Origin of the sequence: Glacieibacterium arshaanense, from assembly GCF_004681125.1 — a bacterium.
Taxonomy (GTDB): domain Bacteria; phylum Pseudomonadota; class Alphaproteobacteria; order Sphingomonadales; family Sphingomonadaceae; genus Polymorphobacter_A; species Polymorphobacter_A arshaanense.
This window is the reverse complement of sequence record NZ_SIHO01000001.1, coordinates 1,076,452-1,100,295: the sequence shown is the minus strand read 5'-3', so window position 1 is coordinate 1,100,295 and position 23,844 is coordinate 1,076,452. Positions and strand designations below refer to the sequence as shown.

24 protein-coding genes, 2 tRNA genes and 1 riboswitch are annotated in these 23,844 nt (G+C 64.5%); of the genes, 10 read left to right on the top strand and 16 right to left on the bottom strand.

What is annotated here, in order from left to right; all coding sequences use genetic code 11:
* Nucleotides 1–3 precede the first annotated feature (3 nt).
* Nucleotides 4–80 (top strand) — tRNA-Arg (locus EUV02_RS05045).
* Nucleotides 81–140: 60 nt separating this feature from the next.
* Here the strand turns inward: EUV02_RS05045 and EUV02_RS05040 are convergent.
* The 3 genes from EUV02_RS05040 to EUV02_RS05030 are packed head-to-tail and all read right to left on the bottom strand — an operon-like array spanning nucleotide 141 to nucleotide 2,941.
* Nucleotides 141–1,181: a DUF3011 domain-containing protein gene (locus EUV02_RS05040; protein WP_135245082.1), complete on the bottom strand. Its 1,041-nt coding sequence runs from the start codon at nucleotides 1,179–1,181 to the stop codon at nucleotides 141–143.
* A gap of 39 nt (nucleotides 1,182–1,220) precedes the next feature.
* Nucleotides 1,221–2,000: a DUF3011 domain-containing protein gene (locus EUV02_RS05035; RefSeq protein WP_135245081.1), complete on the bottom strand. Its 780-nt coding sequence runs from the start codon at nucleotides 1,998–2,000 to the stop codon at nucleotides 1,221–1,223.
* Between the two features lie 47 nt (nucleotides 2,001–2,047).
* Nucleotides 2,048–2,941: an ATP-binding protein gene (locus tag EUV02_RS05030; protein WP_135245080.1), complete on the bottom strand. Its 894-nt coding sequence runs from the start codon at nucleotides 2,939–2,941 to the stop codon at nucleotides 2,048–2,050.
* A 147-nt stretch (nucleotides 2,942–3,088) separates the two neighbouring features.
* Between EUV02_RS05030 and yajC the strand changes: the two genes are divergently transcribed.
* The 4 genes from yajC to EUV02_RS05010 are packed head-to-tail and all read left to right on the top strand — an operon-like array spanning nucleotide 3,089 to nucleotide 6,384.
* A complete protein-coding gene (gene yajC, locus EUV02_RS05025; RefSeq protein WP_135245079.1) occupies nucleotides 3,089–3,430 on the top strand; it encodes a preprotein translocase subunit YajC in 342 nt (113 codons plus the stop codon).
* 9 nt (nucleotides 3,431–3,439) lie between these two features.
* Nucleotides 3,440–5,035, top strand: coding sequence for a protein translocase subunit SecD (gene secD / locus EUV02_RS05020; RefSeq protein WP_135245078.1), 1,596 nt, complete (start codon nucleotides 3,440–3,442; stop codon nucleotides 5,033–5,035).
* A gap of 13 nt (nucleotides 5,036–5,048) precedes the next feature.
* Nucleotides 5,049–6,020, top strand: a complete 972-nt coding sequence (gene secF / locus EUV02_RS05015) for a protein translocase subunit SecF (RefSeq protein WP_135245077.1) — start codon at nucleotides 5,049–5,051, stop codon at nucleotides 6,018–6,020.
* A gap of 4 nt (nucleotides 6,021–6,024) precedes the next feature.
* Complete coding sequence (locus EUV02_RS05010; protein WP_166430511.1) at nucleotides 6,025–6,384, top strand: Mth938-like domain-containing protein; 360 nt, start codon at nucleotides 6,025–6,027, stop codon at nucleotides 6,382–6,384.
* A 125-nt stretch (nucleotides 6,385–6,509) separates the two neighbouring features.
* Here EUV02_RS05010 and EUV02_RS05005 read toward each other — a convergent pair whose 3' ends face one another.
* Genes EUV02_RS05005 through EUV02_RS04990 form a run of 4 tightly spaced genes read right to left on the bottom strand, consistent with a single transcriptional unit; the run spans nucleotide 6,510 to nucleotide 10,151 of the window.
* Nucleotides 6,510–6,911 (bottom strand): DUF3775 domain-containing protein, encoded by a 402-nt coding sequence (locus EUV02_RS05005; protein WP_135245075.1) that lies wholly within the window; start codon nucleotides 6,909–6,911, stop codon nucleotides 6,510–6,512.
* Between the two features lie 39 nt (nucleotides 6,912–6,950).
* Nucleotides 6,951–7,913: an NAD(P)H-dependent flavin oxidoreductase gene (locus EUV02_RS05000; RefSeq protein WP_135245074.1), complete on the bottom strand. Its 963-nt coding sequence runs from the start codon at nucleotides 7,911–7,913 to the stop codon at nucleotides 6,951–6,953.
* A gap of 55 nt (nucleotides 7,914–7,968) precedes the next feature.
* Nucleotides 7,969–9,207, bottom strand: a complete 1,239-nt coding sequence (locus EUV02_RS04995) for an NAD(P)/FAD-dependent oxidoreductase (protein ID WP_135245073.1) — start codon at nucleotides 9,205–9,207, stop codon at nucleotides 7,969–7,971.
* Nucleotides 9,204–10,151, bottom strand: coding sequence for an isoaspartyl peptidase/L-asparaginase family protein (locus EUV02_RS04990; protein ID WP_135245072.1), 948 nt, complete (start codon nucleotides 10,149–10,151; stop codon nucleotides 9,204–9,206). The genes EUV02_RS04995 and EUV02_RS04990 overlap by 4 nt, the downstream gene beginning before the upstream one ends.
* Nucleotides 10,152–10,281: 130 nt before the next feature.
* On the opposite strand from EUV02_RS04990, the gene EUV02_RS04985 reads away from it, so the two are divergent.
* The 5 genes from EUV02_RS04985 to EUV02_RS04965 all read left to right on the top strand — a co-directional run bounded on the left by EUV02_RS04985 (nucleotide 10,282) and on the right by EUV02_RS04965 (nucleotide 13,014).
* Nucleotides 10,282–10,358 (top strand) — tRNA-Met (locus EUV02_RS04985).
* A 25-nt stretch (nucleotides 10,359–10,383) separates the two neighbouring features.
* Complete coding sequence (locus EUV02_RS04980; RefSeq protein WP_207790111.1) at nucleotides 10,384–10,683, top strand: YciI family protein; 300 nt, start codon at nucleotides 10,384–10,386, stop codon at nucleotides 10,681–10,683.
* A 120-nt stretch (nucleotides 10,684–10,803) separates the two neighbouring features.
* Nucleotides 10,804–11,151 (top strand): hypothetical protein, encoded by a 348-nt coding sequence (locus tag EUV02_RS04975; RefSeq protein WP_135245070.1) that lies wholly within the window; start codon nucleotides 10,804–10,806, stop codon nucleotides 11,149–11,151.
* An 85-nt stretch (nucleotides 11,152–11,236) separates the two neighbouring features.
* Entirely contained in the window at nucleotides 11,237–12,073 is an 837-nt protein-coding gene (locus EUV02_RS04970; protein ID WP_135245069.1) for an SDR family oxidoreductase, read from the top strand.
* A 191-nt stretch (nucleotides 12,074–12,264) separates the two neighbouring features.
* Nucleotides 12,265–13,014, top strand: a complete 750-nt coding sequence (locus tag EUV02_RS04965; RefSeq protein WP_207790110.1) for a sulfite exporter TauE/SafE family protein — start codon at nucleotides 12,265–12,267, stop codon at nucleotides 13,012–13,014.
* A gap of 126 nt (nucleotides 13,015–13,140) precedes the next feature.
* On the opposite strand, the gene EUV02_RS04960 is transcribed toward EUV02_RS04965, so the two are convergent.
* Genes EUV02_RS04960 through EUV02_RS04920 form a run of 9 tightly spaced genes read right to left on the bottom strand, consistent with a single transcriptional unit; the run spans nucleotide 13,141 to nucleotide 23,439 of the window.
* Nucleotides 13,141–14,304 carry an isovaleryl-CoA dehydrogenase gene (locus EUV02_RS04960; protein WP_135245067.1) on the bottom strand — a complete coding sequence of 388 codons (1,164 nt, stop codon included), beginning with the start codon at nucleotides 14,302–14,304 and terminating at the stop codon, nucleotides 13,141–13,143.
* A complete protein-coding gene (locus EUV02_RS04955; RefSeq protein ID WP_135245066.1) occupies nucleotides 14,301–16,289 on the bottom strand; it encodes an acetyl/propionyl/methylcrotonyl-CoA carboxylase subunit alpha in 1,989 nt (662 codons plus the stop codon). The genes EUV02_RS04960 and EUV02_RS04955 overlap by 4 nt, the downstream gene beginning before the upstream one ends.
* Nucleotides 16,282–17,067 (bottom strand): enoyl-CoA hydratase-related protein, encoded by a 786-nt coding sequence (locus tag EUV02_RS04950; RefSeq protein ID WP_135245065.1) that lies wholly within the window; start codon nucleotides 17,065–17,067, stop codon nucleotides 16,282–16,284. Before EUV02_RS04950 ends, EUV02_RS04955 begins: the two co-directional genes overlap by 8 nt.
* A complete protein-coding gene (locus EUV02_RS04945) occupies nucleotides 17,064–17,537 on the bottom strand; it encodes a nuclear transport factor 2 family protein (RefSeq protein WP_166430510.1) in 474 nt (157 codons plus the stop codon). The genes EUV02_RS04950 and EUV02_RS04945 overlap by 4 nt, the downstream gene beginning before the upstream one ends.
* A 2-nt stretch (nucleotides 17,538–17,539) precedes the next feature.
* Nucleotides 17,540–19,126, bottom strand: coding sequence for a carboxyl transferase domain-containing protein (locus EUV02_RS04940; protein ID WP_135245063.1), 1,587 nt, complete (start codon nucleotides 19,124–19,126; stop codon nucleotides 17,540–17,542).
* Between the two features lie 53 nt (nucleotides 19,127–19,179).
* Nucleotides 19,180–19,887 (bottom strand): ABC transporter ATP-binding protein, encoded by a 708-nt coding sequence (locus EUV02_RS04935; protein ID WP_135245062.1) that lies wholly within the window; start codon nucleotides 19,885–19,887, stop codon nucleotides 19,180–19,182.
* Nucleotides 19,884–20,849: a FecCD family ABC transporter permease gene (locus EUV02_RS04930; protein WP_135245061.1), complete on the bottom strand. Its 966-nt coding sequence runs from the start codon at nucleotides 20,847–20,849 to the stop codon at nucleotides 19,884–19,886. Before EUV02_RS04930 ends, EUV02_RS04935 begins: the two co-directional genes overlap by 4 nt.
* The gene (locus EUV02_RS04925) at nucleotides 20,846–21,628 is read right to left on the bottom strand and encodes an ABC transporter substrate-binding protein (RefSeq protein WP_135245060.1); all 783 of its coding nucleotides are present in this window, start codon (nucleotides 21,626–21,628) and stop codon (nucleotides 20,846–20,848) included. The genes EUV02_RS04930 and EUV02_RS04925 overlap by 4 nt, the downstream gene beginning before the upstream one ends.
* Complete coding sequence (locus EUV02_RS04920; RefSeq protein WP_166430509.1) at nucleotides 21,625–23,439, bottom strand: TonB-dependent receptor plug domain-containing protein; 1,815 nt, start codon at nucleotides 23,437–23,439, stop codon at nucleotides 21,625–21,627. The genes EUV02_RS04925 and EUV02_RS04920 overlap by 4 nt, the downstream gene beginning before the upstream one ends.
* Nucleotides 23,440–23,609: 170 nt before the next feature.
* Nucleotides 23,610–23,799, bottom strand: a riboswitch (cobalamin riboswitch).
* Between the last annotated feature and the right edge of the window lie 45 nt (nucleotides 23,800–23,844).

Below are 23,844 nucleotides of genomic sequence, written 5' to 3'. Positions count from 1 at the left end.
TTTGCGCCCGTAGCTCAGTTGGATAGAGCGCGGGACTTCTAATCCTGAGGTCGCTGGTTCGAATCCAGCCGGGCGCACCACGAATCAACGATGTTGCGCCTCCGGCGGTTGACGGCCCGCCGGAGCTTTTGCGTGCCCGATCAGCTGCCGAAATCGATCGCCAGCAGCTGTGGCCCATCTGCGCGGCAGGTCAGTGTCACCGAGCGCGACTCGTCGGGATAGCTGGTGATCAGCTGCGCGCGCAGTTCCCACCCGTCACTGACGCGGGTCAGCGAAGTGACGCGGTCGAGGCTGATCTGCGTGCCGCCGGTGGCGCCGATCTGGCGTGCAGCTTCATCGAGGCAGGTCTGCACCGAAGGCCGGCGATCGGTCGGGATCGCCGACAGATTGGCGACAATGGCGGCCGGCGGTGCGCTGGCGTTGACCGGCGGGGTCGTGGTGCTGCTCGATTTGCCCGAATTGCTGCTGGCGGCGAGCAGGGCGATCAACCCGGCGGCGAGTGCAACACCGGCGACGACTTCGCCGGTGTTGTTGTTATTGTTGCCACCGTTGTTGTTGCCATAACCGAAGCCGAATTCGCCGCGGCAGCCCTGGTTGACCCAGATGCCGCCATTGTCGAAGCCCCAGCTGCGGCCGCGCTGGCAGGTGCCGGCGAGTGTGCGCAGCAGGTCAACGCGACCGTTGGTGTTGGCGTTGCAGCGCCGGAACGCATAGTTCCACGATTCGCAGCGTAGTGTGCCGGCATAGCCGCGGCCCCAATTGTTGTTATTGTTGTTGTTATTGTTACCAAATTGGAACTGCGCGCGGCAGCCGCCGTCGACCCAGATGGCGTTGCGGTCATAACCCCAGGTCCGGCCCTCGTTGCAGTTGCCGGCAATGCGGCGTGTCAGCCGGACATTGTTGCCGGTGTTCGCCGGACAGCGGCGGTATTGATAGTCCCACGACTCGCAGGTGAGTTGGCCGCTGCCGGTAGAGTTATTCCAGTTATTGTTGTTATTGTTGCTGCCGCCGGAACCACCCCAATTGCTGTTGTTGTTGTTACCACTGTTCCCTGAGCCGCCCCAGTTGCTTGGCGACTGCCGCGATGACGATGCGTCGGGAGGTGTCGATTGCGCCAGCGCCCCGACTTGCGGAATGACCAGTGCGCCGCAGGTCAGCAGCGTTGTCAGATTGCGTAGCATGCGTTCAGTCTCCCCAAAACAGATTGGTCGCGGCTGTTGTCAGCCGTCGACCATGAATTCGGCGCGGCAGCCGCCGTTGACCCATATGCCGCCGCGATCCCAGCCCCACGTGCGGTTCATTTTGCACTCGCCGGCGATGATGTTGGTGATGCGCACGCCGACCCGGATGCTCGCCGGGCAGCGTGCTGGCTGGTAATCCCACGACTGGCACTTCACGCGATAGCCTTCGTTCTGCGGCGGGTAATAGCCGCCGCCGCCGTTATTGCCGCCACCATAGAAGACACGGAACTCGGCGCGGCAGCCATCAGACACCCAGATACCGCCGCGGTCAAAGCCCCAAGTGCGGTTCTGCACGCAGTTGCCTGCAATGCGACGGCTCAGCTCGACGCCGCCGCGCGTATCAACCTGACAACGGGCGTTCTGATAATTCCACGACTCGCACTTGATGACGGTCGTGCCCTGGTTGCCGCCGGGGTAGTAGCCGCCGCCGCCGCCACCAGGATAACCACCGCCGCCGGGGTAGCCGCCGCCACCCGGATAGCCGCCGCCGTTATAGGCGGTCTGATAGCTGAAGCGCGCGCGGCAGCCATTGTTGACCCAGATGGCGCCGCGGTCGAATCCCCAACTGCGGCCCTGATAGCATTGCCCGGCAATGACGCTGGTCAGTTGCGCATCGACCAGATTGTCGACGGGGCAGCGCGCCGGCTGATAATTCCACGATTCGCATTTGAGGTCGCCACGCGTCTGCGCCGAAGCGGCGCTGGCGCCAAAGAGGCCGACCAATAGCGCAAACGCCACAGCCAAAAGGGAACGCCGCATTCTCGCCTCCGCCAACGCGATTTCTAACGCTTTGCAAATCCGCCGGTTTACCGGACCGTGTCAAGTACAACGCCGTCTCGACCAGCAAGTTCCTGAATGAACTGCCAGGCGACTCGCCCCGACCTGCTGCCACGGGTCATCGCCCATGTCAGCGCTTCGGCGGGCACGGCATTGAGGCCGTAAGCCTTGGCATAGCCAGCAACGATGGCGAGATAGGTTGGCTGGTCGCAGTTGTGAAAGCCTAGGCTGAGCCCGAAGCGATCGGCGAGTGCCAGCCGGTCATCAAGCACATCGCGTGCGTTGATGGCGTTCGCGGCTTCGGCATCGGCATGTTCACGCGCCACCAGATGGCGGCGGTTGGAAGTGACAATCACGCGTACATTGTCGGGCCGCGCTTCGATGCCGCCTTCGAGTACCGAGCGCAGCGCCTTGTACTGGTGCTCGTCGGCTTCAAACGACAGGTCATCGGCAAACACCAGCGCCGGCAATGGCTGCCTGGCAAGTTGCGCGAACAGATCGCCAAGACTGGCGATGTCGTCGCGACCCACCTGGACCAGCGCCAGCGGCTTACCCTGCGCGCTCAACGTGGCGTGTACCGCCTTGACCAGCGAGCTCTTGCCCATGCCGCGCGCGCCCCAGAGCAACACGTCATGCGCGGGCAGCCCGGCAGCCAGCCGGCGGCAGTTTTCAAGCAGCGCCGCCTTCTGCGGCTCGACCCCCTCGAAACAATCGAGAGGCTGCGTCCGCGCCGGTAACACCGAGCGCAGCTGGTGATGCGACCAGACGAACGAATGGCTGCCATCGACTGCCACAGTTCCCGACACCGGAAGAGGCGGCGGTGCCAGTCGCTCAAGCGCATCGGCGATCCGTGCCAGCGTGGCCGCGATCTCGGGTGCGGTTGTTGCCGGGGCAGGGGCTTCGTTGGGCGTGGGCAGCGGCATGGTCAAGGTCCGGGGTTGAAACTGAATGGGCGCTCTATGACATAGCTCTGGCTGTCATGACATGATTTGCTGGCCCGCATTTGCTTGGGCGTCGCGTTCTTGTATAGGCGGCAGCAGATTCAATCACGCAATACGGAAGTCACTTTCATGTTCGCATCTCCGGCCTTTGCCCAGACGGCGGGGGCTTCAGGCGGCGCCGCTGCCTTCATCCAATTCGTGCCGCTGATTGCGATCTTCGTGATCTTCTATTTCCTGATGATCCGGCCGCAGCAAAAGCGCGTCAAGGCGCATCGCGCGATGATCGACGCCGTCAAGAAGGGCGACGAGGTCGTCACCGGCGGCGGGCTGATTGGCCGCGTCGTCAAGGTCAGCGACGGTGAAGTCGAAATCGAGCTGTCGCCGACTGTCAAGGTCAAGGCGCTCAAGGGCACGCTGACCGATGTCCGCACCCGCGGTGCCCCCGCTGCTGCCAACGACGCCAAGAGCTGAGCCGGCTTGATGCTCGACTTTCCACAGTGGAAAATCTGGTCGATCATGCTGACGTTGTTCGTCGGCTTGGCGTTCGCAGTTCCCAACTTCTTTCCTGAAGCCACCGTCGCAAACTGGCCGTCGTGGGTGCCACACAAGCAGCTCAACCTTGGGCTCGACTTGCGCGGCGGCTCGCACATCCTGCTCGAAGCCAATACCGACGACGTGCGCAAGACCAAGCTCGAAGGGCTTGAGGAAACCGTCCGATCCGAATTGCGCGGCGCCGACGGCGGGCCGGTGGCGTTCACCGACCTGTCGATTTCCGGCGGTGTGCTCAGCATCACCATTACCGATCCGACGCGCCTCGATACCGCTGTTGAAACCTTGCGCAACGTCACACGCCCTGTCGGTTCGCTGTCGGGCCAGCGCGATGTCGAAGTCAGTGTGGTTGACGGCAACCGCATCATCCTGACGCCCACCGACGCCGGCATCGCCACCGCAGTCAATTCGGCGATGACGCAGGCTGTTGAAGTCATTCGCCGTCGCATCGATGAACTCGGCACGCGCGAGCCGACGATCGTCCGTCAGGGCGACAACCGCATTGTTGTGCAAGTACCCGGCCTGCAGGATCCGTCGGCGCTCAAGGCGCTGCTCGGCAAGACCGCCAAGCTTGAATTCAAACTGGTCGATGTCGATGCCGATCCGGCCGAAGCGGCTGCGGGTCGCGCGCCTCCGGGGTCGCAGGTGCTGCAATATGCCGATCAGCCCGGCGTGATCGTCGTCAAGCGCCGCGTCATGATCACCGGCGACCAACTCGTCGATTCGCAGCCGAGCTTCCAGGACGGGCAGGCCGTGGTGTCGTTCCGCTTCGACAGTGCCGGTGGGCGCCGTTTCGCCAAGGCGACGCAGGAAAACATCGGCAAGCCGTTCGCCATCATCCTCGACAACAAGGTGATCTCGGCACCGCGCATCAACGACGCCATCCTTGGTGGTGCCGGCATTATTTCGGGCAGTTTCACCACCGAAAGCGCCAACAACCTCGCGGTGTTGCTGCGCTCGGGCAAGCTACCAGTCGAGCTCAAGGTCATCGAGGAGCGCACTGTCGGTCCCGATCTCGGCGCCGATTCGATCCGCGCCGGTGCGCTGGCGTCGATTGCTGCGGTGCTCGCTGTGGCGACGCTGATGATCCTCACCTATGGCCGGTTCGGCATCTATTCGGTGATCGCGCTGGTGCTCAACGTACTGATGATCCTCGGCATCATGTCGATGCTCGGGGCGACGCTGACCTTGCCGGGCATCGCTGGTCTGGTGTTAACGATCGGTGCCGCTGTCGATGCCAACGTGCTGATCAACGAGCGAATCCGCGAAGAAGCGCGCAAGGGTAGGGGCATCGTGCCGTCGATTGAGGTCGGCTACCGCGATGCGACGCGCACCATCTGGGACGCAAACAGTCTCAACATCATTGTCGCGGTCATCATGTTCTCGTTCGGCTCGGGCCCGATCAAGGGCTTTGCGGTCGTGCTGTCGATCGGCATCGCGACGTCGGTGTTCACCGCTGTCACCGTAACTCGGTTGATGGTGGCGCGGTGGCTCAGCCGTCGTCGCCCTTCAACTCTCGTAATCTGACGGAAACGGCCGCATGACACTCAAGCTTGTTCCCGACAACACCAACATCGGCTTCGTGCGGATGCGTTACTGGGCGTTCGCGCTGACCATCGCGCTGACGCTCGGGTCGCTGGCGTTGCTCGGTATCCGCGGTCTCAATCTTGGCGTCGACTTTGTCGGCGGTCTGACGATGGAGGTCGAGTTCAAGAGCCCGCCGCAACTCGACGGGCTGCGCGCCGAAGTCGAGGGCCTTAACGTCGGCAAGGCATCGCTGCAGGAGTTCGGCAACAACCGCACCATCCTGATCCGTCTGCCGCTGCCTGAAGGTGACCAGACCGCAGTGCAGAAGGTCGTGGCCAAGGTGCAGGCCGACCTCAAGGCCAAATACGGCGAGGTCAGCTTCCGGCGTGTCGAGTCGGTCAGCGGCAAGGTCAGTCAGGAACTGATTCAAAAGGGCGCGCTCGCAGTCTTGCTGTCGATGGCGGCGGTGGCGTTGTTCACCTGGATCCGCTTCGAATGGTATTTCGGCGTCTCGACCGTCGTCGCGCTCGTCCACGACGTGCTGGTGACACTCGGATTCTTTGCGCTGACACAGCTTGAATTTGACCTCAACGTCATCGCCGCGATCCTGACCATCATCGGCTATTCATTGAACGACAAGGTGGTCATCGATGACCGTATCCGTGAAAACCTGCGCAAATATCGTAAGATGGACATCGGCCCGATCATCGATCTTTCGGTCAACGAAACGCTTCCGCGTACTGTGATGACGTCGCTGGCGATGATCGTAGCGCTGACCGCGATGCTGTTGCTCGGCCCCGACGTTATTTTCGGTTTCACCGCCGCGATGCTGCTGGGAATCGTCGTCGGCACCTATTCGTCGATCTTCGTGTCGTCGTCGCTGCTCATCTCGCTCGGCATCAAGACGCGATCGGATGCGTCCGAAGACGCGCCGCGCGGCGAACGCATCGCGGCGCGTGCCGAACGCGTTGCGCCGCGCAAGTAGCCGAATGCTCAAGTTTGAACCGCAGCACACTGACGCGCTGCTGGTCGAAGGCTATGCCGGCCGCGGCTTTGTCGTTGGCGGCAATGTCTGGCCTGAGGGCGTGCTGGTCAGCGCGCGCGCGGTCTGGGCGCTGACGGCGCTCGACTGCGATGCCTTCACGGCGCTCGAAACGGCCGAGCCTGCCATAGAACTGGTGCTGATCGGCACCGGCAGCACGATGCAGCGACCTGATCTGGCGCTGCTCAAGGCACTACAAGCCAAGGGCTGGGCTACCGAGTTCATGGACTCGCGTGCTGCTGCGCGGACTTACAACGTGCTGGTCAATGAAGGGCGGCACGTGGCGGCGGGGTTGCTGGCGACTTGAGAGCCTCCGGCGGGCAGGGGCTTGCCCCTGCACCCATTTTCATGCGCGCGCATCAAACGCGATACCAGGTTTGGGTCACCGGCCAACAATTGGGTGCAGGCCTCAGGCCTGCTAGCCGGAGGCTCTTAAACGATCTGCCCCATGCCATTGCAGCTCAGCTCGAACGCCGCGAGACCGTTTTCGAGATAATCGCCGAGCAGCGGCAGACCGAGCAGGAAGTCGGCGGCGGCACGGCCATCGTCTTCTGCGGCTTCCAGCGCGTCCTCCCATTCGCTGGCGTCAAAGGTTCCGCGGCCGACCAGCGCCAGTGCGACGAGCTCGATGGCCTCGTCATCGGCGAGATCGTCGATGGCGGCGCGCAGCTCTTGCTCGACGGGATTGTCGCCGTCAGCTTCGAGTTCGTCGACACTGCCGTCGTCGCTGGCGTTCGAGCCCTCGTCGGGGTCCGAATCGGGGACCAGCGCATCGAACTCGCGCGCACGTAGGATGATACGGCAGACGGTTTCGAGCGCGATATTGAGTTCCATGACGGCAGCTCCTTCGCCACCGTCATAGCATGAATGCGCCTAAGCAGCGACCGCCGTGCGAGCGGGCAGGCCGAGGCGGGCGCGCGCGGCGTCATACTCGCGCTTCAGCCGCGCCACCATCTCGGCGACCGGCACGACGGCCTTGACCGCGCCGATGCCCTGGCCGCAGCCCCAGATGTCTTTCCACGCCTTAGCCTCGGTGTTGCCGCCGCTACCGAAGTTCATCGCGCTCGGGTCGCTCTGCGGCAGCTTGTCGGGGTCCATGCCGGCGCGGACGATCGACGGGCGCAGGTAGTTGCCGTGCACGCCGGTGAACAGGTTCGAATAGACGATGTCGCTGGCGGCGCTATCGACGATCATGTCCTTATAGCCGGGCACCGCGCGGGCTTCCTCGGTGGCGATGAACGCCGAGCCGATATAGCCGAAATCGGCACCGGCAGCCTGGGCTGCCAGCACGGCGTCGCCTGTGGCGATCGAGCCTGAAAGTGCCAGCGGACCGTCGAACCATTCGCGGATTTCGGAAACCAGCGCGAACGGCGACGTCGTGCCGGCATGACCTCCTGCGCCTGCCGCGACCGCGATAATGCCCGTGGCGCCCTTTTCGATGGCCTTGTGCGCGAAGCGGTTGTCGATGACATCGTGGAGCACCGTGCCGCCGTAGCTGCGGATCGCTTCGTTGACGTCGGTGCGAGCACCAAGCGACGTGATCACGATCGGCACCTTGTACTTGACGCACAGCGCCAGGTCATCGAGCAGCCGGTCGTTCGATTTGTGCACAATGAGATTGACCGCGTAGGGCGCGTCATCGGGGCCGAGTTCGGTCGACAGGCGCTGCAGCCATTCCTCGAACTGTGCCAGCGGCCGCGCGTTGAGGCTGGGGAAGCTGCCGATGACACCGGCCTTGCACTGCGCGATCACCATTTCGGGACCGGAGATGATGAACAGCGGCGACCCGATGACCGGAATCGACAGGCGGCGGGCGAGGGCAGGATCGATCGACAAATGGCTTCCCCTAGATTTGATGCGCAGCCGTTTGGCTTGCGCTGACGCTATTGGCTCAAGCCGCCGGTAACAGCGATTTGAGCGGCACTTCGCTGTTCTTGAGCAATTCGAGGTCGGGGACAAGCCCTTGCATGACGCCTGCGTCAACCAGCGCCTTGCCCTGAACGAAATCGCGCGCCGCGTTGATGCAGTCGAGCGCCACGACGCGGCCCTTATTGAGGTAGACGAGGCTCCATGAACCGCTGGCGGGGTCGCCGCGCGTCACCGTCGCATCATGGCCACCCGATAGCCCGACCGTCTGCAGCTTGAGGTCATATTGGTTCGACCAGAACCACGGCACCGCGTGATACGGCTTGGGGGCTCCGGTGATGACGCCCGCGACGGTCTTGGCCTGATCGATGGCGTTCTGCACCGATTCGAGCCGGATGCCGTTGCCGAGGGCATACTCGTTGACATGGAAAGCGCAGTCACCGATCGCGAACACGTCGGGCAAAGACGTGCGGCACAGATTATCGACTTCGATGCCGTTGCTGACCTTGGCACCGGCCGCCGCCAGTTCGGCGACCGCCGGCACGATACCGATGCCGACAATCACCAAATCGGCCGGTAACACGCCGTCTGCCGTCCGCACCGCATTGACGCGGCCTTCACCCTCGAATTTCTCGATCTTGGCGCCGAGCACGATGGTCACGCCGTGCGCGCGGTGCTGTGCTTCATAGAATCGCGACACCGGCTCGCCGGCAACCCGCGCCAGCACGCGGTCCATCGCTTCGAGCACGGTGACATGCTTGCCCGCTTTCGACAGCACCGCAGCGGCCTCCAGCCCGATATAGCCGCCGCCGACGATGATGATGTTGGTCGCGGTTTCGGCCTCGGCGCGCAGCGTATCGACATCGGCGCGCGTGCGGATAACGTGCACGCCGGCAAGGTTACCACCCGGTACCGGCAACGCGCGCGGCGGACCGCCGGTGGCCCAGACGAGGTGGCGGTAGCCCAGCGTGACCCCGCGGTCGGTGGTGGCGTTGTGCGCGGTCGCGTCGACTGCCGTGACGCGCTCGCCAAGCCGCAGCTCGATGTTGCGTGAGGTCCAGAAATCGGCCGGGCGCAACTGCAGCCGGTCGGCGGCCTTTTCACCCGCGAGATAGTCCTTGCTCAGCGGCGGGCGTTCATACGGCGCATCGGGTTCGGTACCGATCAGCGCGATGCTTCCTTCGAAATTGGCCATGCGTAGTGACATGGCGACCTGTGCGCCGGCTTGGCCGGCGCCGACGATAAGCACGTCATACTGGGTCATGGTTCGTCTCCGTAAATTGCGACAAGCGCCGGTTCGTTCGCGCTGACGCGGCCGCGATACATGCCCGGCGTGTTGAATGACCAGCCGCTGCTGCCATCGGCACCGACCAGAATGACGCCGCCTGCGCCTCCCAACGCGCGCAGTTCATCGCGGACCACGGCATCGGCGGCGGCCTGCATGGCATCGCCGCGCAACCGCACCCGCGCGCAGATTTCGGCGGCCACGGTTTCGCGGATGAAGTATTCGCCCGATCCAGTGGCCGACACCGCACCGGCGCGGTCATCGGCATAGGTGCCCGCACCGATGATCGGCGTATCACCGATGCGGCCCCAGCGCTTGCCGGTCAGCCCGCCTGTCGAGGTTGCAGCAGCGACATGCCCGGCGGTGTCACGCGCCACTGCACCGACTGTGCCGTATTTCAGGCTGGCATCAAATTTGGCATCACCGCCACCGGCGGCGCGCATGTCGACGAGCTGTTGCCAGCGCTCATCGGTGTGGAACCAGTCGGGGCCGACCTGTTCGAGGCCATAGTCGGCGGAAAAGGCATCGGCACCAACGCCCGACAGCATCACGTGCGGCGTTGCCTCCATGACGGCACGCGCAACGCTGACCGGATTGCGTGATGCCGAAAGCCCCGCGACGGCGCCGGCCTTGCGGTCGCCGGTCATAACGGCGGCGTCGAGCGAAGTTGTGCCTTCGGCGGTGAACACAGCGCCGCGCCCAGCGTTGAAGTGCGAATCGTCTTCGAGGATGCGCACCGCCGCCTCGACGGCATCGAGCGCGCTGCCGCCACCGTCGAGTATCGCGGCACCTGCCGCCAGCGCCGCGGCCAGCCCGGCGCGCGCGGCGACATCCTGTTCGGGCGGGGTCGAGGTGCGCGTCATGATGCCGGAGCCGCCATGGATGACAAGCGACCAGGTGGGGCGAGGCGAGGGGGTTTTCATGGCGCTTTCGATAGCGCCGCCGGCGGCTGCGTGCAAATCCGGTCGCTGCCCCGCACGCAAGGTTGACCGCCCCACGCCCCCTGACTATATGGCGCGTCTCGCGATGCGGTCTGACGGCCGGCGCGGGCGTGGCGGAGTAGCTCAGTTGGTTAGAGCACGGGAATCATAATCCTGGGGTCGGGGGTTCAAATCCCTCCTCCGCTACCACTTCCTTCCAGATGATCACGACGGGGTGGCCATGCCCGAATACATCCTGCTGATGCATGGCGATACGCCGCGTACGCCCGATGCAACGCTGTGGGACGCCTATTTCGCTGCGCTGCACGCGCAAGGAGCTTTCGTGGGCGGCAGCTCGATCGGTGACGGCGTGACACTGCGCAAGGGCGCGACGGCTGCACCGCTTACCGCACAGCTTGCCGGCTTCATCCGGATCCGAGCAGCCGACCTTCCTGCGGCTCAAGCGCTGGTTTCTGGCAATCCGGTTTACGAATGCGGCGGCACAGTCGAAGTGCGTGAGTTGCCGCTGGACTAACGCCGCGACCTAAGTGCGCGCGCAACGCCAGCGACTATTGTAGCGCATGCTACATTCGGATATCGTCATGCCAGTACCACGGGATTAAATGCCGTGGACGGCAATACGAGGGGATAAGGAATGTCGCCGTTGCGCCTGTATCTGGCCGCCTGCATCATCGGTATCGCCGCCTACACTTCGGTGGTCATCGCGAACCACGGGATGGGACTGATGCCGATATTCTTCGGCGACATCGCGGCGATGACATGGCCCGGGCAGTTCAATCTCGATTTCCTCGGTTTCCTGCTGCTGTCGGGACTGTGGGTGTCATGGCGGCATCAATTCAGCCCGGGTGGATTGGCACTGGGGCTGATCGCGGTTTTCGGCGGCACGCCGTTCCTGTCCGCCTATCTGCTGTTCCACAGCTTCAAGACAAAGGGCGACATCAAGGCACTGCTGCTTGGCGAAGCCCGCGCCCGGCAATCCTGACGTGCGTGCCATGTAGCAGTGGCGTCCGGCCAGCACCGCCGTTAGCGTGACTCGCAACGCAGCGTCGCCAAACGGGAATATTGCCATGCCGGACCATGTTTCAGGAAAATCAATCGTCATCACCGGCGCCGGCAGCGGTTTCGGCAGGCTGGTTGCCGCAAAGGCCGCGACACGGGGTGCGAAGGTCACACTGGGCGACATCAATGCGGCCGCGCTCGATGCCGCGGTCGCCGAAATCCGCGCACAGGGCGGCGCTGCACAAGCCGTGGTCACCGACGTCACCGACCTGACCGCAATGAAGGCGCTTGTCGCCGCCGCCGTGCAGAACCACGACGGCATAGACGTTATGGTCAACAACGCCGGCGTCATGCCGCTGGCGTTCTACGCCGACCACGCTGCTGCCTATGACGCCTGGGTCCGCTGCATCGACATCAATTTCAAGGGCGTGCTCAACGGCATGGTCGCAGCCTATGATGCGATGATCGCTGCAGGGCAGGGCCAGATGGTCAATGTCTCGTCGATCTACGGCAATTATCCGACCGTCGGTGCGGCGGTCTATGGCGCAACCAAGGCGGCGGTCAACGTGCTCGGCGAATCGCTTCGGCTCGAAGCGCGCGGCAAGATTAAGGTGACCACGGTCAAGCCCACCGGCGTGTTTGGCACCGGTCTCGGCGGCACGGTCGTCAACGGCGAAGGCCTTGCCGGGATCCTCGGTGGCAATGCCGCTGCGGCAAACGAGGTGTTCGCCGGGCTTGTCGACGGCACCATCGACCCGGCACGCGTCGACCCTGAAGGCATCGACTATGTCAATCTCGACCCGCGTTTCATCGCCGATGCAATCATCTACGCCATCGACCAGCCCTGGGGTGTGTCGATTGGCGAGGTGACCGTCCGCGCCGCCGGCGACTATTACATCTTGTAGCGTCACCGCAGTGGCGCGCGCGTCGGATTGGCTTTAGCCTGCAGCAACGCCGCGCCGTTTTGCGCGGATTAAGGGGATAAGGCATGGTTCCATTCTTGCTGGGCGCGCTGGCGCTGATTGGATTGGTGTTTGCGAGCGTGCTGGTGCGCACGGCGCGGGCACGTGGGGCATTCGGCTTTAGCGGCGAAGGCATGGCGCTTGGCGCGGTCACCAACTTCTTCGATACGCTCGGCATCGGCTCGTTCGCGCCGACCACCGCATGGATCAAGCTGCGCAAGCTGGTACCCGACAGCTATCTGCCGGCAGTACTCAACGTCGGGCATGCTCTCCCTTCTATAGCCCAGGCGCTGGTGTTCATCACCTTGGTCAAGGTCGATCCGAAATTGCTGGTCGCCTGTATCGCCGCTGCGGTTGTGGGTGCCCTGATCGGCGCGCCCGTCGTGACACGGATGCCCGTACGCGCCGTGCAAACTTTCGTCGGGATCGCGTTGCTGATTGCGGCAGTGCTCTATGCCATGACGAACCTTGGACTAATGCCGGCGGGCGGTGATGCGCTGTCGTTGCCGCCAACGCAGTTCGCCGCCGCGGTGTTTGCACATTTCATCCTGGGCGCTTTGATGACCGCAGGCATTGGCATGTATGCGCCGTCGCTAGTTTTGCTCAGCCTGATGGGCCTCAATCCTGAAGCGGTTTTTCCGATTATGATGGGCAGTTGCGCGTTCCTGATGCCATCGAGCGGTTTCCGCTTCCTCAAATCGGATCGTATTGATTTCAAGCTCGTGCTTTCGCTTGCGGCAGGTGGGATTCCTGCAGTGCTGCTTGCGGCCTATGTCGTCAAATCACTTCCGCTCGAGGCGCTGCGCTGGGGCGTTGTTGTGGTCGTGCTCTATACGGCGGTCGTCATGCTGCGCAGCGCGATGCGGCCGCAACCGACGGCGTAACGGCTTGCGCTGCCAGCATGTTTGCCGTTATACAATTGGCAGATAGATTGCCGTAAATCATAGTTCGACCGGAGGGCCGCAAACGGGCGGCGCAGACTGATCAAGTCCGCGCCGCCTTTTTGATGTTCAGGCGGTTTCGTCGAACAGCTCGCGGCCGATCAGATAACGGCGGATTTCGCTGGTGCCCGCGCCGATCTCGTACAGCTTGGCATCGCGGAGCAGCCGGCCGGTGGCGTAATCGTTGATATAGCCATTGCCGCCCAGCGCCTGGATCGCTTCGAGTGCCATCCACGTTGCCTTTTCTGCGCTGTAGAGGATGGCGCCGGCAGCATCCTTGCGCGTCGTCTCGCCACGGTCGCAGGCGGCGGCGACGGCATAGACATAGGAGCGCGCTGTCGACAGCGCGACGTACATGTCGGCGAGCTTGCCCTGCATCAACTGGAACGTTCCGATCGATTGGCCGAATTGCTGGCGTTCGTGGACATAGGGCACGACGATATCGAGGCAGGCCTGCATGATGCCCAGCGGTCCGCCGCACAGTACGACACGTTCATAGTCGAGCCCCGACATCAGCACCTGGACGCCGCGGCCTTCCTCGCCAAGCACGTTCTCGAACGGCACTTCGCAATCTTCGAACACCAGCTCACAGGTATCCGAGCCGCGCATGCCGAGCTTGTCGAGCTTCTGCGCGGTCGAAAATCCTTTCATGTCGCGCTCGATCAGGAACGCTGTGATGCCGCGTGCGCCGGCCGCCGGGTCTGTTTTGCCATAGACCACCAACGTATCGGCGCCGGGGCCATTGGTGATCCAGAATTTGTTGCCGTTGAGGACGTAGCGGTCGTTGCGCTTCTCTGCGCGCATCCGCATCGACACGACGTCTGAACCGGCGCCGGGTTCGGACATGGCGAGGCTGCCGAGATGCTCGCCCGAAATCAGTTTCGGCAAATATTTGGCCTTCTGCTCGGCGGTGCCCCAGCGCGCGATCTGGTTGATGCACAGGTTCGAATGTGCGCCGTAGCTGAGGCCTACGCTCGCCGAGGCGCGACTAATTTCCTCGATCGCGATGACGTGCGCCAAGTAGCCGAGGCCGAGTCCGCCATCCGCTTCGGGGACGGTAATGCCGTGCAGGCCAAGGTCGCCGAACTTGGTCCACAGATCGCGCGGAAACTTGTTCTCGCTGTCGATTTCCGCGGCGCGCGGTGCCAGTTCGGCAGCGGCAAAGGCGCGCACGCTGTCGCGCAGCATCTTGATGGTCTCGTCATGACCAAAATCGAGCATCGTCAAGCTCATGCGGGTATTCCTTCAATTTCAACAAGAAGCATGCCATCGGCCACCTGATCGCCGGCGGCTACATGGACGGCGGCAATCGTACCCGCCAGCTTAGCCGACAGCCGGTGCTCCATCTTCATCGCTTCGAGCACGAGCAAGCGGTCGCCGACCGCAACGCTGTCACCCACGGCGACATCGAGCGCCAGCACGCGGCCGGGCATCGGCGCCGCCACGCGCGCGTCGCTCGCCAGTCCGCGCGCATCGGCGGCGAGCGCCCGGCGCGCGAAACGGTGCACGCGCGCGCCGACACGGACTTCGACGCTATCGGCGCCGACCAGCACGACTGCACGGTGCAGCATGCCGTCGAGTTCAGCCTCGAAATTGACGTCATCGAGCCAGCGGCTGGTCGCCAGCATCCTGAAGCCGGGGCCGTCTAGGCGCTGCTTGCCGGCCTCGTCACGCAACACGACCGTCTGCGCGACATTGTCCGCGCCGAACAGGTCGATATGCCGCTCGTACGGCAAGTTGAGCCGCCAATTCCCAAGTCGCGCAAATAGGCCCTCGGCGCTGGTCGTTGTGCCTTCGCGGGCGAGCGCCAAAGCCGCAAGCGCGATCAACGTCGGCTTCGCAGCCTCGGTCGTGGCCAAGTCGTCGCCGTGGCGCGCGATGAATCCGGTATCGATATCGCCGGCCCGGAACGCCGCGTGATCGACAAGCCGCGCCAGAAACGCGCGATTGGTCTTGACGCCCTCCACCACACAACCGTCGAGCGCCGCGACGAGCCGGTCGATCGCGGCAGAGCGGTCGGCGCCGTGCGTGATGACCTTGGCGATCATCGGGTCGTAATAGGGGCTGATCTCGCTGCCCTGTTCGACACCGCTGTCGATGCGGATGCCCTGCCCGGCAGGAAAGCGCAGCGTTTTCAACGTGCCGGTTGAGGGCAGGAAGCCGGTCTCAGGGTCCTCGGCGTAGAAGCGCGCTTCGACCGCGTGGCCGGTGACCTGGATGGCGTCCTGATGCGCCGGCAGCATTTCGCCGCGCGCGACGCGCAGCTGCCATTCGACAAGGTCATAACCGGTGATGCATTCGGTGACCGGGTGTTCGACTTGCAGCCGCGTGTTCATTTCCATGAAGTAGAACGCCGGGTCGCCGGCTTTGTCGGTGTTGTCGAGGTCGAGGATGAATTCGACGGTGCCGGCGCCTTCGTAGCGGATCGCGGTGGCCGCTGCACAGGCCGCGACGCCGAGCATGTTGCGCAGATTGTCCGACAGCCCCGGCGCCGGGGCTTCCTCGATGACCTTCTGGTGACGGCGCTGGAGGCTGCAATCGCGCTCGAACAGATGCACGACATTGCCGTGCTTGTCGGCGAATACCTGGACCTCGACATGCCGCGGCCGGGTAATCAGCTTTTCGAGCAGCACGCCGGGATTGCCGAAGCTGGCTGCGCCTTCGCGCTGGCACGACAGCAGATTCTCGGCGAACGCGGCGGCGTCGTTGACGCTTCGCATGCCCTTGCCGCCGCCGCCCGCCACCGCCTTGATCAGCAGCGGATAGCCGATCTGCGCTGCGGCGCGCTCAAGCCGAACGAGGCTCTGGTCGGTTCCTTGATAGCCTGGCGTGATCGGCACGCCGGCTTTCTTCATCACCGCCTTGGCAGTATCCTTGAGCCCCATAGCCTTCATAGCGGCTGGCGAGGGGCCGACCCAGATCAGCCCTGCCTTGATGACGCTTTCTGCAAACACGGCATTTTCGGAAAGGAAGCCATAGCCGGGGTGGACGGCATCGGCGCCGCTGGCCTTGGCGGCAGCGAGGATTTTCGCAGCATCGAGATAAGATTCGGTCGCGGGCGACGCACCAATATGCACCGCCTGTGTCGCCTCGCGCACATGCGGCGCACCCGCGTCAGCATCCGAATAGAGCGCGACGGTATCGATGCCCATCCTATGCGCTGTGCGGATGATACGGCGGGCGATTTCGCCTCGGTTGGCAATCAGGAGCTTATGCATTCGGGGCCCACTTGGGTTTGCGCTTTTCAATGAACGCCGCGAGACCTTCGCGACCTTCGTCGCTGGCGCGGCGCGCGGCAATTCGGTCGGCGGTCAGCGCGCGTAGCTCGTCGGTAATCGGCCGGTCGGCAACGTCGCGGACCAGTGCCTTGGCGTCAGCGATGGCACCGGGCGCGCCCTGGTCTATAGCCGTGAGCCAGTGCACGGTCTGGAGGTCGGCGTCGTCGGTGTGGATATGCGCGAGGCCGATATGCACGGCCTGTTCGGCACCGATATCTTCGGCCGTGGTGAAATAGCGCCGCGCGTGGCTGGCGCCGATCTTCCCGACGACGAATGGCGAGATGGTTGCAGGTGTCAGTCCAAGCCGGACCTCGGATAGCCGGAACCGGGTGTTGCTACGGGCAATGACTAGATCGGCGCAGGCGACCAGCCCGACACCGCCGCCGAACACCGAGCCATGCGCCACCGCGATAACCGGCTTGGGGCAATCGTTGATGGTCGCGAGCATCGCCGACAGGCGCTGCGCGTCGGCGCGGTTTTCGGCTTCGCTGAGGTCGGCCGAAGCGCGCATCCATGCCGCATCGGCGCCGGCGCAGAAGCTCGGCCCGTTGCCGCGCAGCACGACGGCGCGAACCTTTGGATCGGCCGAAATCGCGGTGAACGCCGCGGTCAGTTCGGCGATTAGCTCGGCATCGAAGGCATTATGCTTGTCGGGCCGGTTGAGCGTGACGCGCGCGGTGCCGCGGTCATCGAGCGTGACGAGGAGGGAGGCGGTCATTTCGGGCAACCTTCGGGTTCGATGGTCCAGCTGGCATTCGCAATTTTCCAGCCTACGCCATCCTTGATCAGGTTGAAGCTGTCGACGCCGCAATGCAGCCGCTTGCCGTCAATGCCGATCTCGTAACGCCCCCAGACGGTGGCAATGGGCCCATGTACGAGAACCGTCGGGCGCTCGATGAAACGCTCGATGATCTCGCCGGGCCGGGTCAGCAGTGCGTCGGCAAGCTCGCTGCGGTTGCGCCGCACCTGCGTCCAGCCATCGGCCGTCCGACGCATCGCGATGAAGGTCGACTCCGCCTGCATTACCACTTCGAACGCCGGGCGGTCCTTGGCGCGCATGGCCGCGAACCAGCTGTCGATGACCGCAAGCACGGTGCCGGTGTCGTTTGCGCTGGCGGCGCTCGCAGCGGGCGCGGCAGCGACGGGTGCCGCGAGTGTCAGCGCAGCGGCGAGGGCGAACTTGTGCATCATCACATCCGGAACGTGCCGAAGCGCGTCTCCGGGATCGGCGCGTTGAGGCTGGCGACAAGGCTCAGCGCAATGACGCGGCGCGTGTCGGCGGGGTCGATGACCCCGTCGTCCCACAGCCGCGCGCTGGCGTGATAGGGGTGGCCTTCACGTTCATACTGGTCGCGGATAGGCGCCTTGAAGGCTTCCTCCTCCTTGGCATTCTTGAACCCGCCCGACTTGACGGTGGCGAGCACGCTGGAGGCCTGTTCGCCGCCCATGACACTGATGCGCGCATTGGGCCACATCCACAGGAAGCGCGGTGAATAGGCGCGGCCGCACATACCGTAGTTGCCGGCGCCGAAGCTGCCGCCGATGACCACGGTAATCTTCGGCACTGCCGCGCAGGCGACGGCGGTAACCATCTTGGCGCCGTGCTTGGCGATGCCTTCATTTTCATATTTTCGGCCGACCATGAAGCCGCTGATATTTTGCAGGAACAGCAGCGGAATCTTGCGCTGGCAGCACAGCTCGATGAAGTGCGCGCCCTTTTGTGCACTTTCCGAAAACAGGATGCCGTTGTTGGCGATGATGCCGACGGGCAGCCCTTCGATATGCGCAAAGCCGGTGACCAGCGTTTCGCCGTAGAGCTTCTTGAACTCGTCGAATTGCGAGCCATCGACCAGCCGCGCGATGATTTCGCGCACGTCATACGGCTGGCGCATGTCGGTGGGGATCAGGCCGTACAAGTCGCTCGCCGGAAACAGCGGTGCGCTGGCCGCGCGGCCCTTCAACGCCGGTTCGGGCGCGGGCAGGGTGGCGACAATATTCCGCGCGATTTCGAGCGCGTGACTGTCGTTTTCGGCGAGGTGATCGACGACCCCCGACAGCCGTGCATGGACGTCACCGCCGCCCAGATCCTCGGCGCTGACCTCCTCGCCGGTCGCGGCCTTGACCAGCGGCGGCCCGCCCAGAAAAATCGTGCCCTGGTCGCGGACGATGATGCTCTCGTCGGACATCGCGGGGACATAGGCGCCGCCCGCAGTGCAGCTCCCCATGACGACAGCAATCTGGCTGATGCCGGCGGCCGACATATTGGCCTGATTGTAAAAGATGCGGCCGAAATGGTCGCGGTCGGGGAAAACTTCGTCCTGGCGCGGCAGATTGGCACCGCCGCTGTCGACCAGATAGACGCACGGCAGATTGTTCTGCATCGCGATTTCCTGCGCGCGCAGGTGCTTCTTGACGGTGAGCGGGTAGTAGCTGCCGCCCTTCACGGTCGGGTCGTTCGCGACAATCACGCACAGCCGCCCGCTGACCTGCCCGACACCGGCGATCATGCCTGCTGCCGGTACGTCGTCCTCATAGACCTGATGCGCCGCAAGCTGCGCGATTTCGAGGAAGGCGCAGCCCGGATCGAGCAGCGCTTCGACGCGTCGGCGCGGCAACAGCTTGCCGCGTGCGACGTGGCGTTCGCGTGAGCTTTGCGGTCCGCCGAGCGCGATTTTGCCAACCAAGGCGGCCAGGTCAGCGACTTGGCGCTCCATCGCTTCGGCGTTGGATTTGACGGTTGCGGTGGCGCTGAGCGCGGTGCCGAGGGTGCTTGCCATAGTGCAAAGGCTATAGGCGCGCGCCGGCAGTCACTCAAGCTTGCAACCGGGGCTCAAGCGCGCTGCCAGCCCGTCTCATCGCGGCGCACCTTGAACACCTGCGCCAATGTCGCGGCGGTCAGGACTGCGTCAGGCGGGCCGTCGGCGATCAACCGCCCACAATCGAGCAGTAGCAACCGGTCGCAGCGCGCCGCCGCCAGATCGAGATCGTGCAGCGCCACCACCACCGCAGCGCCGCGCGCCGCTTCGCCGCGCAGCGCATCGAGCACGCCGAGGCGGTGTTCGGGATCGAGGTTGGCAATGGGTTCGTCGAGCAATAACAACTCCGGCCGTGCCACCAGCGCGCGAGCCAGCAGCACGCGCGCGCGCTCGCCGGTCGATAGCGTCTGGACATCGCGGTCGGCAAAGCCGTTGGCATCGACAGCTGCGAGTGCGGCGTCGATTGCGGCCTCGTCGCGCACGCCGAGCGGCATCATCCCAAGCGCCACGATATCGCGGCCACGCATCGGCCAGACCGTGCCGCGATCGGCAGGCAGCCATGCCAGCCGGCGCGCCCGGACGCGCGCGGGCATTTCGGTGAGAGTAGTGCCGTCAATGCGCACGGTGCCGGGGCCTGTCGTCAGGCCGGCGAGGGCGCGCAGCAGAGTGGTCTTGCCGGCGCCGTTGGGCCCCACAAGACCAACAAGTTCGCCCGCTGCGATGCTGAACGACAGCGGCGCCAATATGGGCGGGCGCGCGAGGCCGTTGACGTCCAGCATCATGGCTCGATGACTTCGCGCTGGCGGACGATCAGCCAGAGGAAGAAGGGCGCACCGATGAGCGCGGTGACAACCCCCAGTTTAAGGTCATGCCCCGCCACCGGCAACCGCACGACGAGGTCGGCAGCGCACAGCAGCGCCGCGCCCGCCAGCGCGCTCGGCATCAGCGCCGCGCCAGGGCGGCCACCGACGCGAGGCCGCACCAGATGCGGCACCACCAGCCCGATAAAGCCGATCGACCCGGCGACAGCGACACCGGCACCGACAGCGAGCGCGGTGCCGACGACGATACGCAGCCGCAGCCGCGCGACATCGACGCCGAGGCTGGCCGCAACGTCTTCGCCCAGCGCCAGCGCATCTAGCCCGCGTCGTCCCGACAGCACCAAAGCGCAGCCAATGAGGAGCGGCGGCAGCGCGACCGCAACATGCAACAAACTGCGGTCGGCGAGGCTGCCGAGCAACCAGAACAGCACGTCGTACAGCGCATAGGGCGACGGCGCGAGGCTGAGCGCGAGGTTGGTGAGGGCGCCGCCCAGCGCCGAAATCGCCACACCCGCGAGCAGCAATGTCGCCGTCGAGGCGCCGCCGCGCGACAGCAACAGCAGTAGCCCAAGCGCCGCGAGCGAGCCGCCAATGCCGCCAAGCGCCATCGCCAGCGTTCCGGCGATGCCAAAAGTGTAGGCGACAATCACCGCGCCAAGCGCTGCGCCGGTGCTCGGCCCCAGCACGTCGGGCGAGGCGAGTGGGTTGCGCAGCAGACCCTGCATCGCCGCGCCCGTCAGCCCGAGCGATCCGCCAATCGCCAGGGCCAGCAACGCGCGCGGCAATCGCAGCTCAATCAGGATTGCGCGCGCCGCTTCAGGTGAACGCTGCCACAACGCCAGCATGCCCGCCGGGTCTGAGCACAGCGAAGCGGTCGCCAGCAGCAGCGCAAGCGCGGCGAGCGAGAGGTTGAGGCGGGTCATTGCAACCGAGCCCGTAGCCGCGCGATTTCGGGCGCCACCAGTGGGCCCATGCACGTCCAGGGTCGGCCATCGACGGTGATGGTGCGTGTCGTCGGGGGCAGCGATCTGAGCGCCGGATGCTGAAGCCAGCTTTGGCCGAGCGACGCCTGACTGCTGCGATACTTTGTCTGCACGATGACTTGCGGCGGCTCGGCGAGAAGTTGCTCGAGGCTGACTTGTCCGGCGGGCACATCCTGCTGCATCAGCCCTGCGTGGCGCAACAATTGTGCACCGACACCGTCCGCTCCCGCGGTTGTACCGCCGCCGCCGAGCAGCAGCGCGGACCGGGTGGCTGCAGGTGTGGGTCCCAATGCGGTATCGAATTGAGCAATCAGTGCAGTGCCGGCGGCATCGCGTCCTAATGCGTTCGCTACGCTTGCGATGTTGCGCCGGATATCGGCGATGTTTTGCGGCGGCGGCACATCGACAACGTGCAGCTTGAGTCGGATCGCGAGTTCGCGCGCATAGCGGTCGCTACCGCCGCCGGTGAACACCAGATCGGGCGCCAGCGCGACGACCGAATCGAGCCGCCCGTTATTGGTTGGCAGCCCGCGCGCGCGGGGCGCCAGCGCGGTCTCGTTGCTGTCTGCGCCAAGGAAGCTGATCGACGCCAATTGCCCCGGAGCTGCGAGCAGCAGCACAAGTTCATCGGTACACAGGTTGAGCGAGACAACACGCGTCGGTGCAGCAGCGGCAGCACCGCTCCAAACCAACAGCGCTGCCGCCAATGCGCGCATCATTTGCCCCAGTTGAGCCGCACGCCGGCAAACGCCCCGAAGCCGCGCGTGCGGTAGCCCACGACATCATGATACCGCGCATCGCCGGCATTTTCGATGCGGGCGGTCAGCGCGATAGCGTCGTTGATGCGGTAGGACCCCGCCAAGGTCACCAGCGTATAGGCGGGCAGGGTGATGCGCGTGAAGGTCGCGAAGTCGGTGTCGTAGCGTTCACCGACAAAAGCCGCTGCGACCGAAGCCGTCCACGCGCCCTTGGCGACTTGCGCCGACAACGAGCCGCTATTTTTCGGACGCCGCAGTTCGCGCGAGGCCAGACCTTTCGCCAACTGCTGCTCGGTCGCGTCGAGATAGGCGTACGTGCCTGCGATTTCGAGCCAGTCGGTCGGGTTCAGCGTGGCAGTCAGTTCAAGTCCCCGCCGCTCGCTGGTGCCGCTGGCGTTGGCGACGCCGGCGAGGCCCGTGGCAAAGTCATAGGTGGAGACGATTTCGTTGGTCAGGTTGGTCCTGAACCACGTCACATCGACGGCGAACGCCTGCGACTTCCAGCCGATACCGGCGTCCCAGCCTTGCGATGTCTCGGGGATGAGGTCGGGGTTGCCGACGAAGAACGCCGGGAAAAAGCCATACAGGTCGAAGAAGCTCGGGTCCGACACACCTTCGCCAAAGCTGGCATGCGCGCGAAACCCCTGCGCCAGCGCCAACGCGGCGCTGGCGCGGAACGTCGTGGTGTTGGCGTATTGGCTGTTGATATCGTGGCGCACACTGCCGCTGGCCGAAAAGATCTGCGCATAGGTCAGCCGGTAGTCGGCGATCAGGCTGGTCTGGTCGCGCGATCGGTCCTGGTTCGACAGCGCCAGTGGATCGACATCGGTACTGGTGAATGTCTGGCGCTCATACTCGACGGCACCGGTCATCACATGGCTGAAGTCGCCGCTCTGCAGGCTGCCCGTCGTTTGATAGGCCAGCTTGCCGATCGAGCCGTCGCTCTGATTGAGGAACGCACGGTCGTCGTAGTTCGTGTTTCGGGTGTCGTTGAGCACCGCTTCGACCTGCTGCGACCAGCGGCCGTCATACAGGTCGAGCCGCGCATAGCCGCGCAACGCAAAGGCTTCGGCGTTGCTCGACAGCGGCGCATCGGCCGATTGCCCGATGCTGTAGTCGAAGTCGTCGAAGTTCGTGGTTGCCGAGACATAGCGCGCGATCAAGCCGACTTCGCTGTTGGGGGAGGGGTGATAGACGCCCTTGCCAGTCGCGGTGAAGTTGTGGAAGCCGTCGTTGTCGCCGCCCTGCACGGCTGAGTTGTCGATGCCGGTGCTGCTGAGATACGCAGCTTGCGCAGTAACGCCGCCCTGGTCGGTGCCCAAGTTGCCGCCGCCGGCGAGGGTCGAGGTGCCGAACGACCCGGCCTCGGCCTTGCCGAACAAGGCTGTGCCGGCGTTCGGCGTGCGGGTGATGACGTTGACGACACCCCCGATGGCTTCCGACCCCCACAGCGCCGACTGCGGGCCGCGCAGCACCTCGACTTTGTCGAGTCCGCCGGCGAGCAATGTTTCCCAGCGGAATTCGCCGCCTGATGCCGGGTCATTGGCCTTGATTCCGTCGATGAACGTCAGCGTCTGGTTGGCTTCGGCACCACGGATACGGACCTGTGTCTGCGCGCCCAATGGCCCCGTCGAAGCCACCGCGACCGACGGCACCAGACGCAAATAGTCGGCGGCGAGCGGCAGGTCGAAAGCAGTCAGAGTTGTGCCGTCGATAACCGAAATCGAGGCGCCAGACAGGTCGATGGCCACCGGTGTTCGCGCGGCAGTCACAACAATGGATGGGGTTGCAGTTGCCGCAGCTAGCGCCAATAAAAACAAGGGCATATTCTTCTCCGTTGCGTCATCGCCTGAAGCGAACACGCGGTTGCGACATTGTCGTCGCAACGGAGAAGGCCGGCTTTGGCCTGCTCGCCGCACACCATTGGCTGGACCCGGCCGGGGTGTAGACGACGCGATGGCAGGTTTCCTGACTTCACGGGTCGACACCTTCGCACCGCCTTCCCAGGGAATACTCCCCAGTGGCATTTTCGTGCTCGGCTCGCCGCTTACAGTTGCGGGCACAGCGCCGGATTCGCACCGGCTTCCCTCTTAGCCACCGTCTCCGGTGGCACCATCTGCGGTGGTGGGTAGAATGAATTGGCGCCTCGTGGCAAGCCGTGACTGCTCGACAAGCGC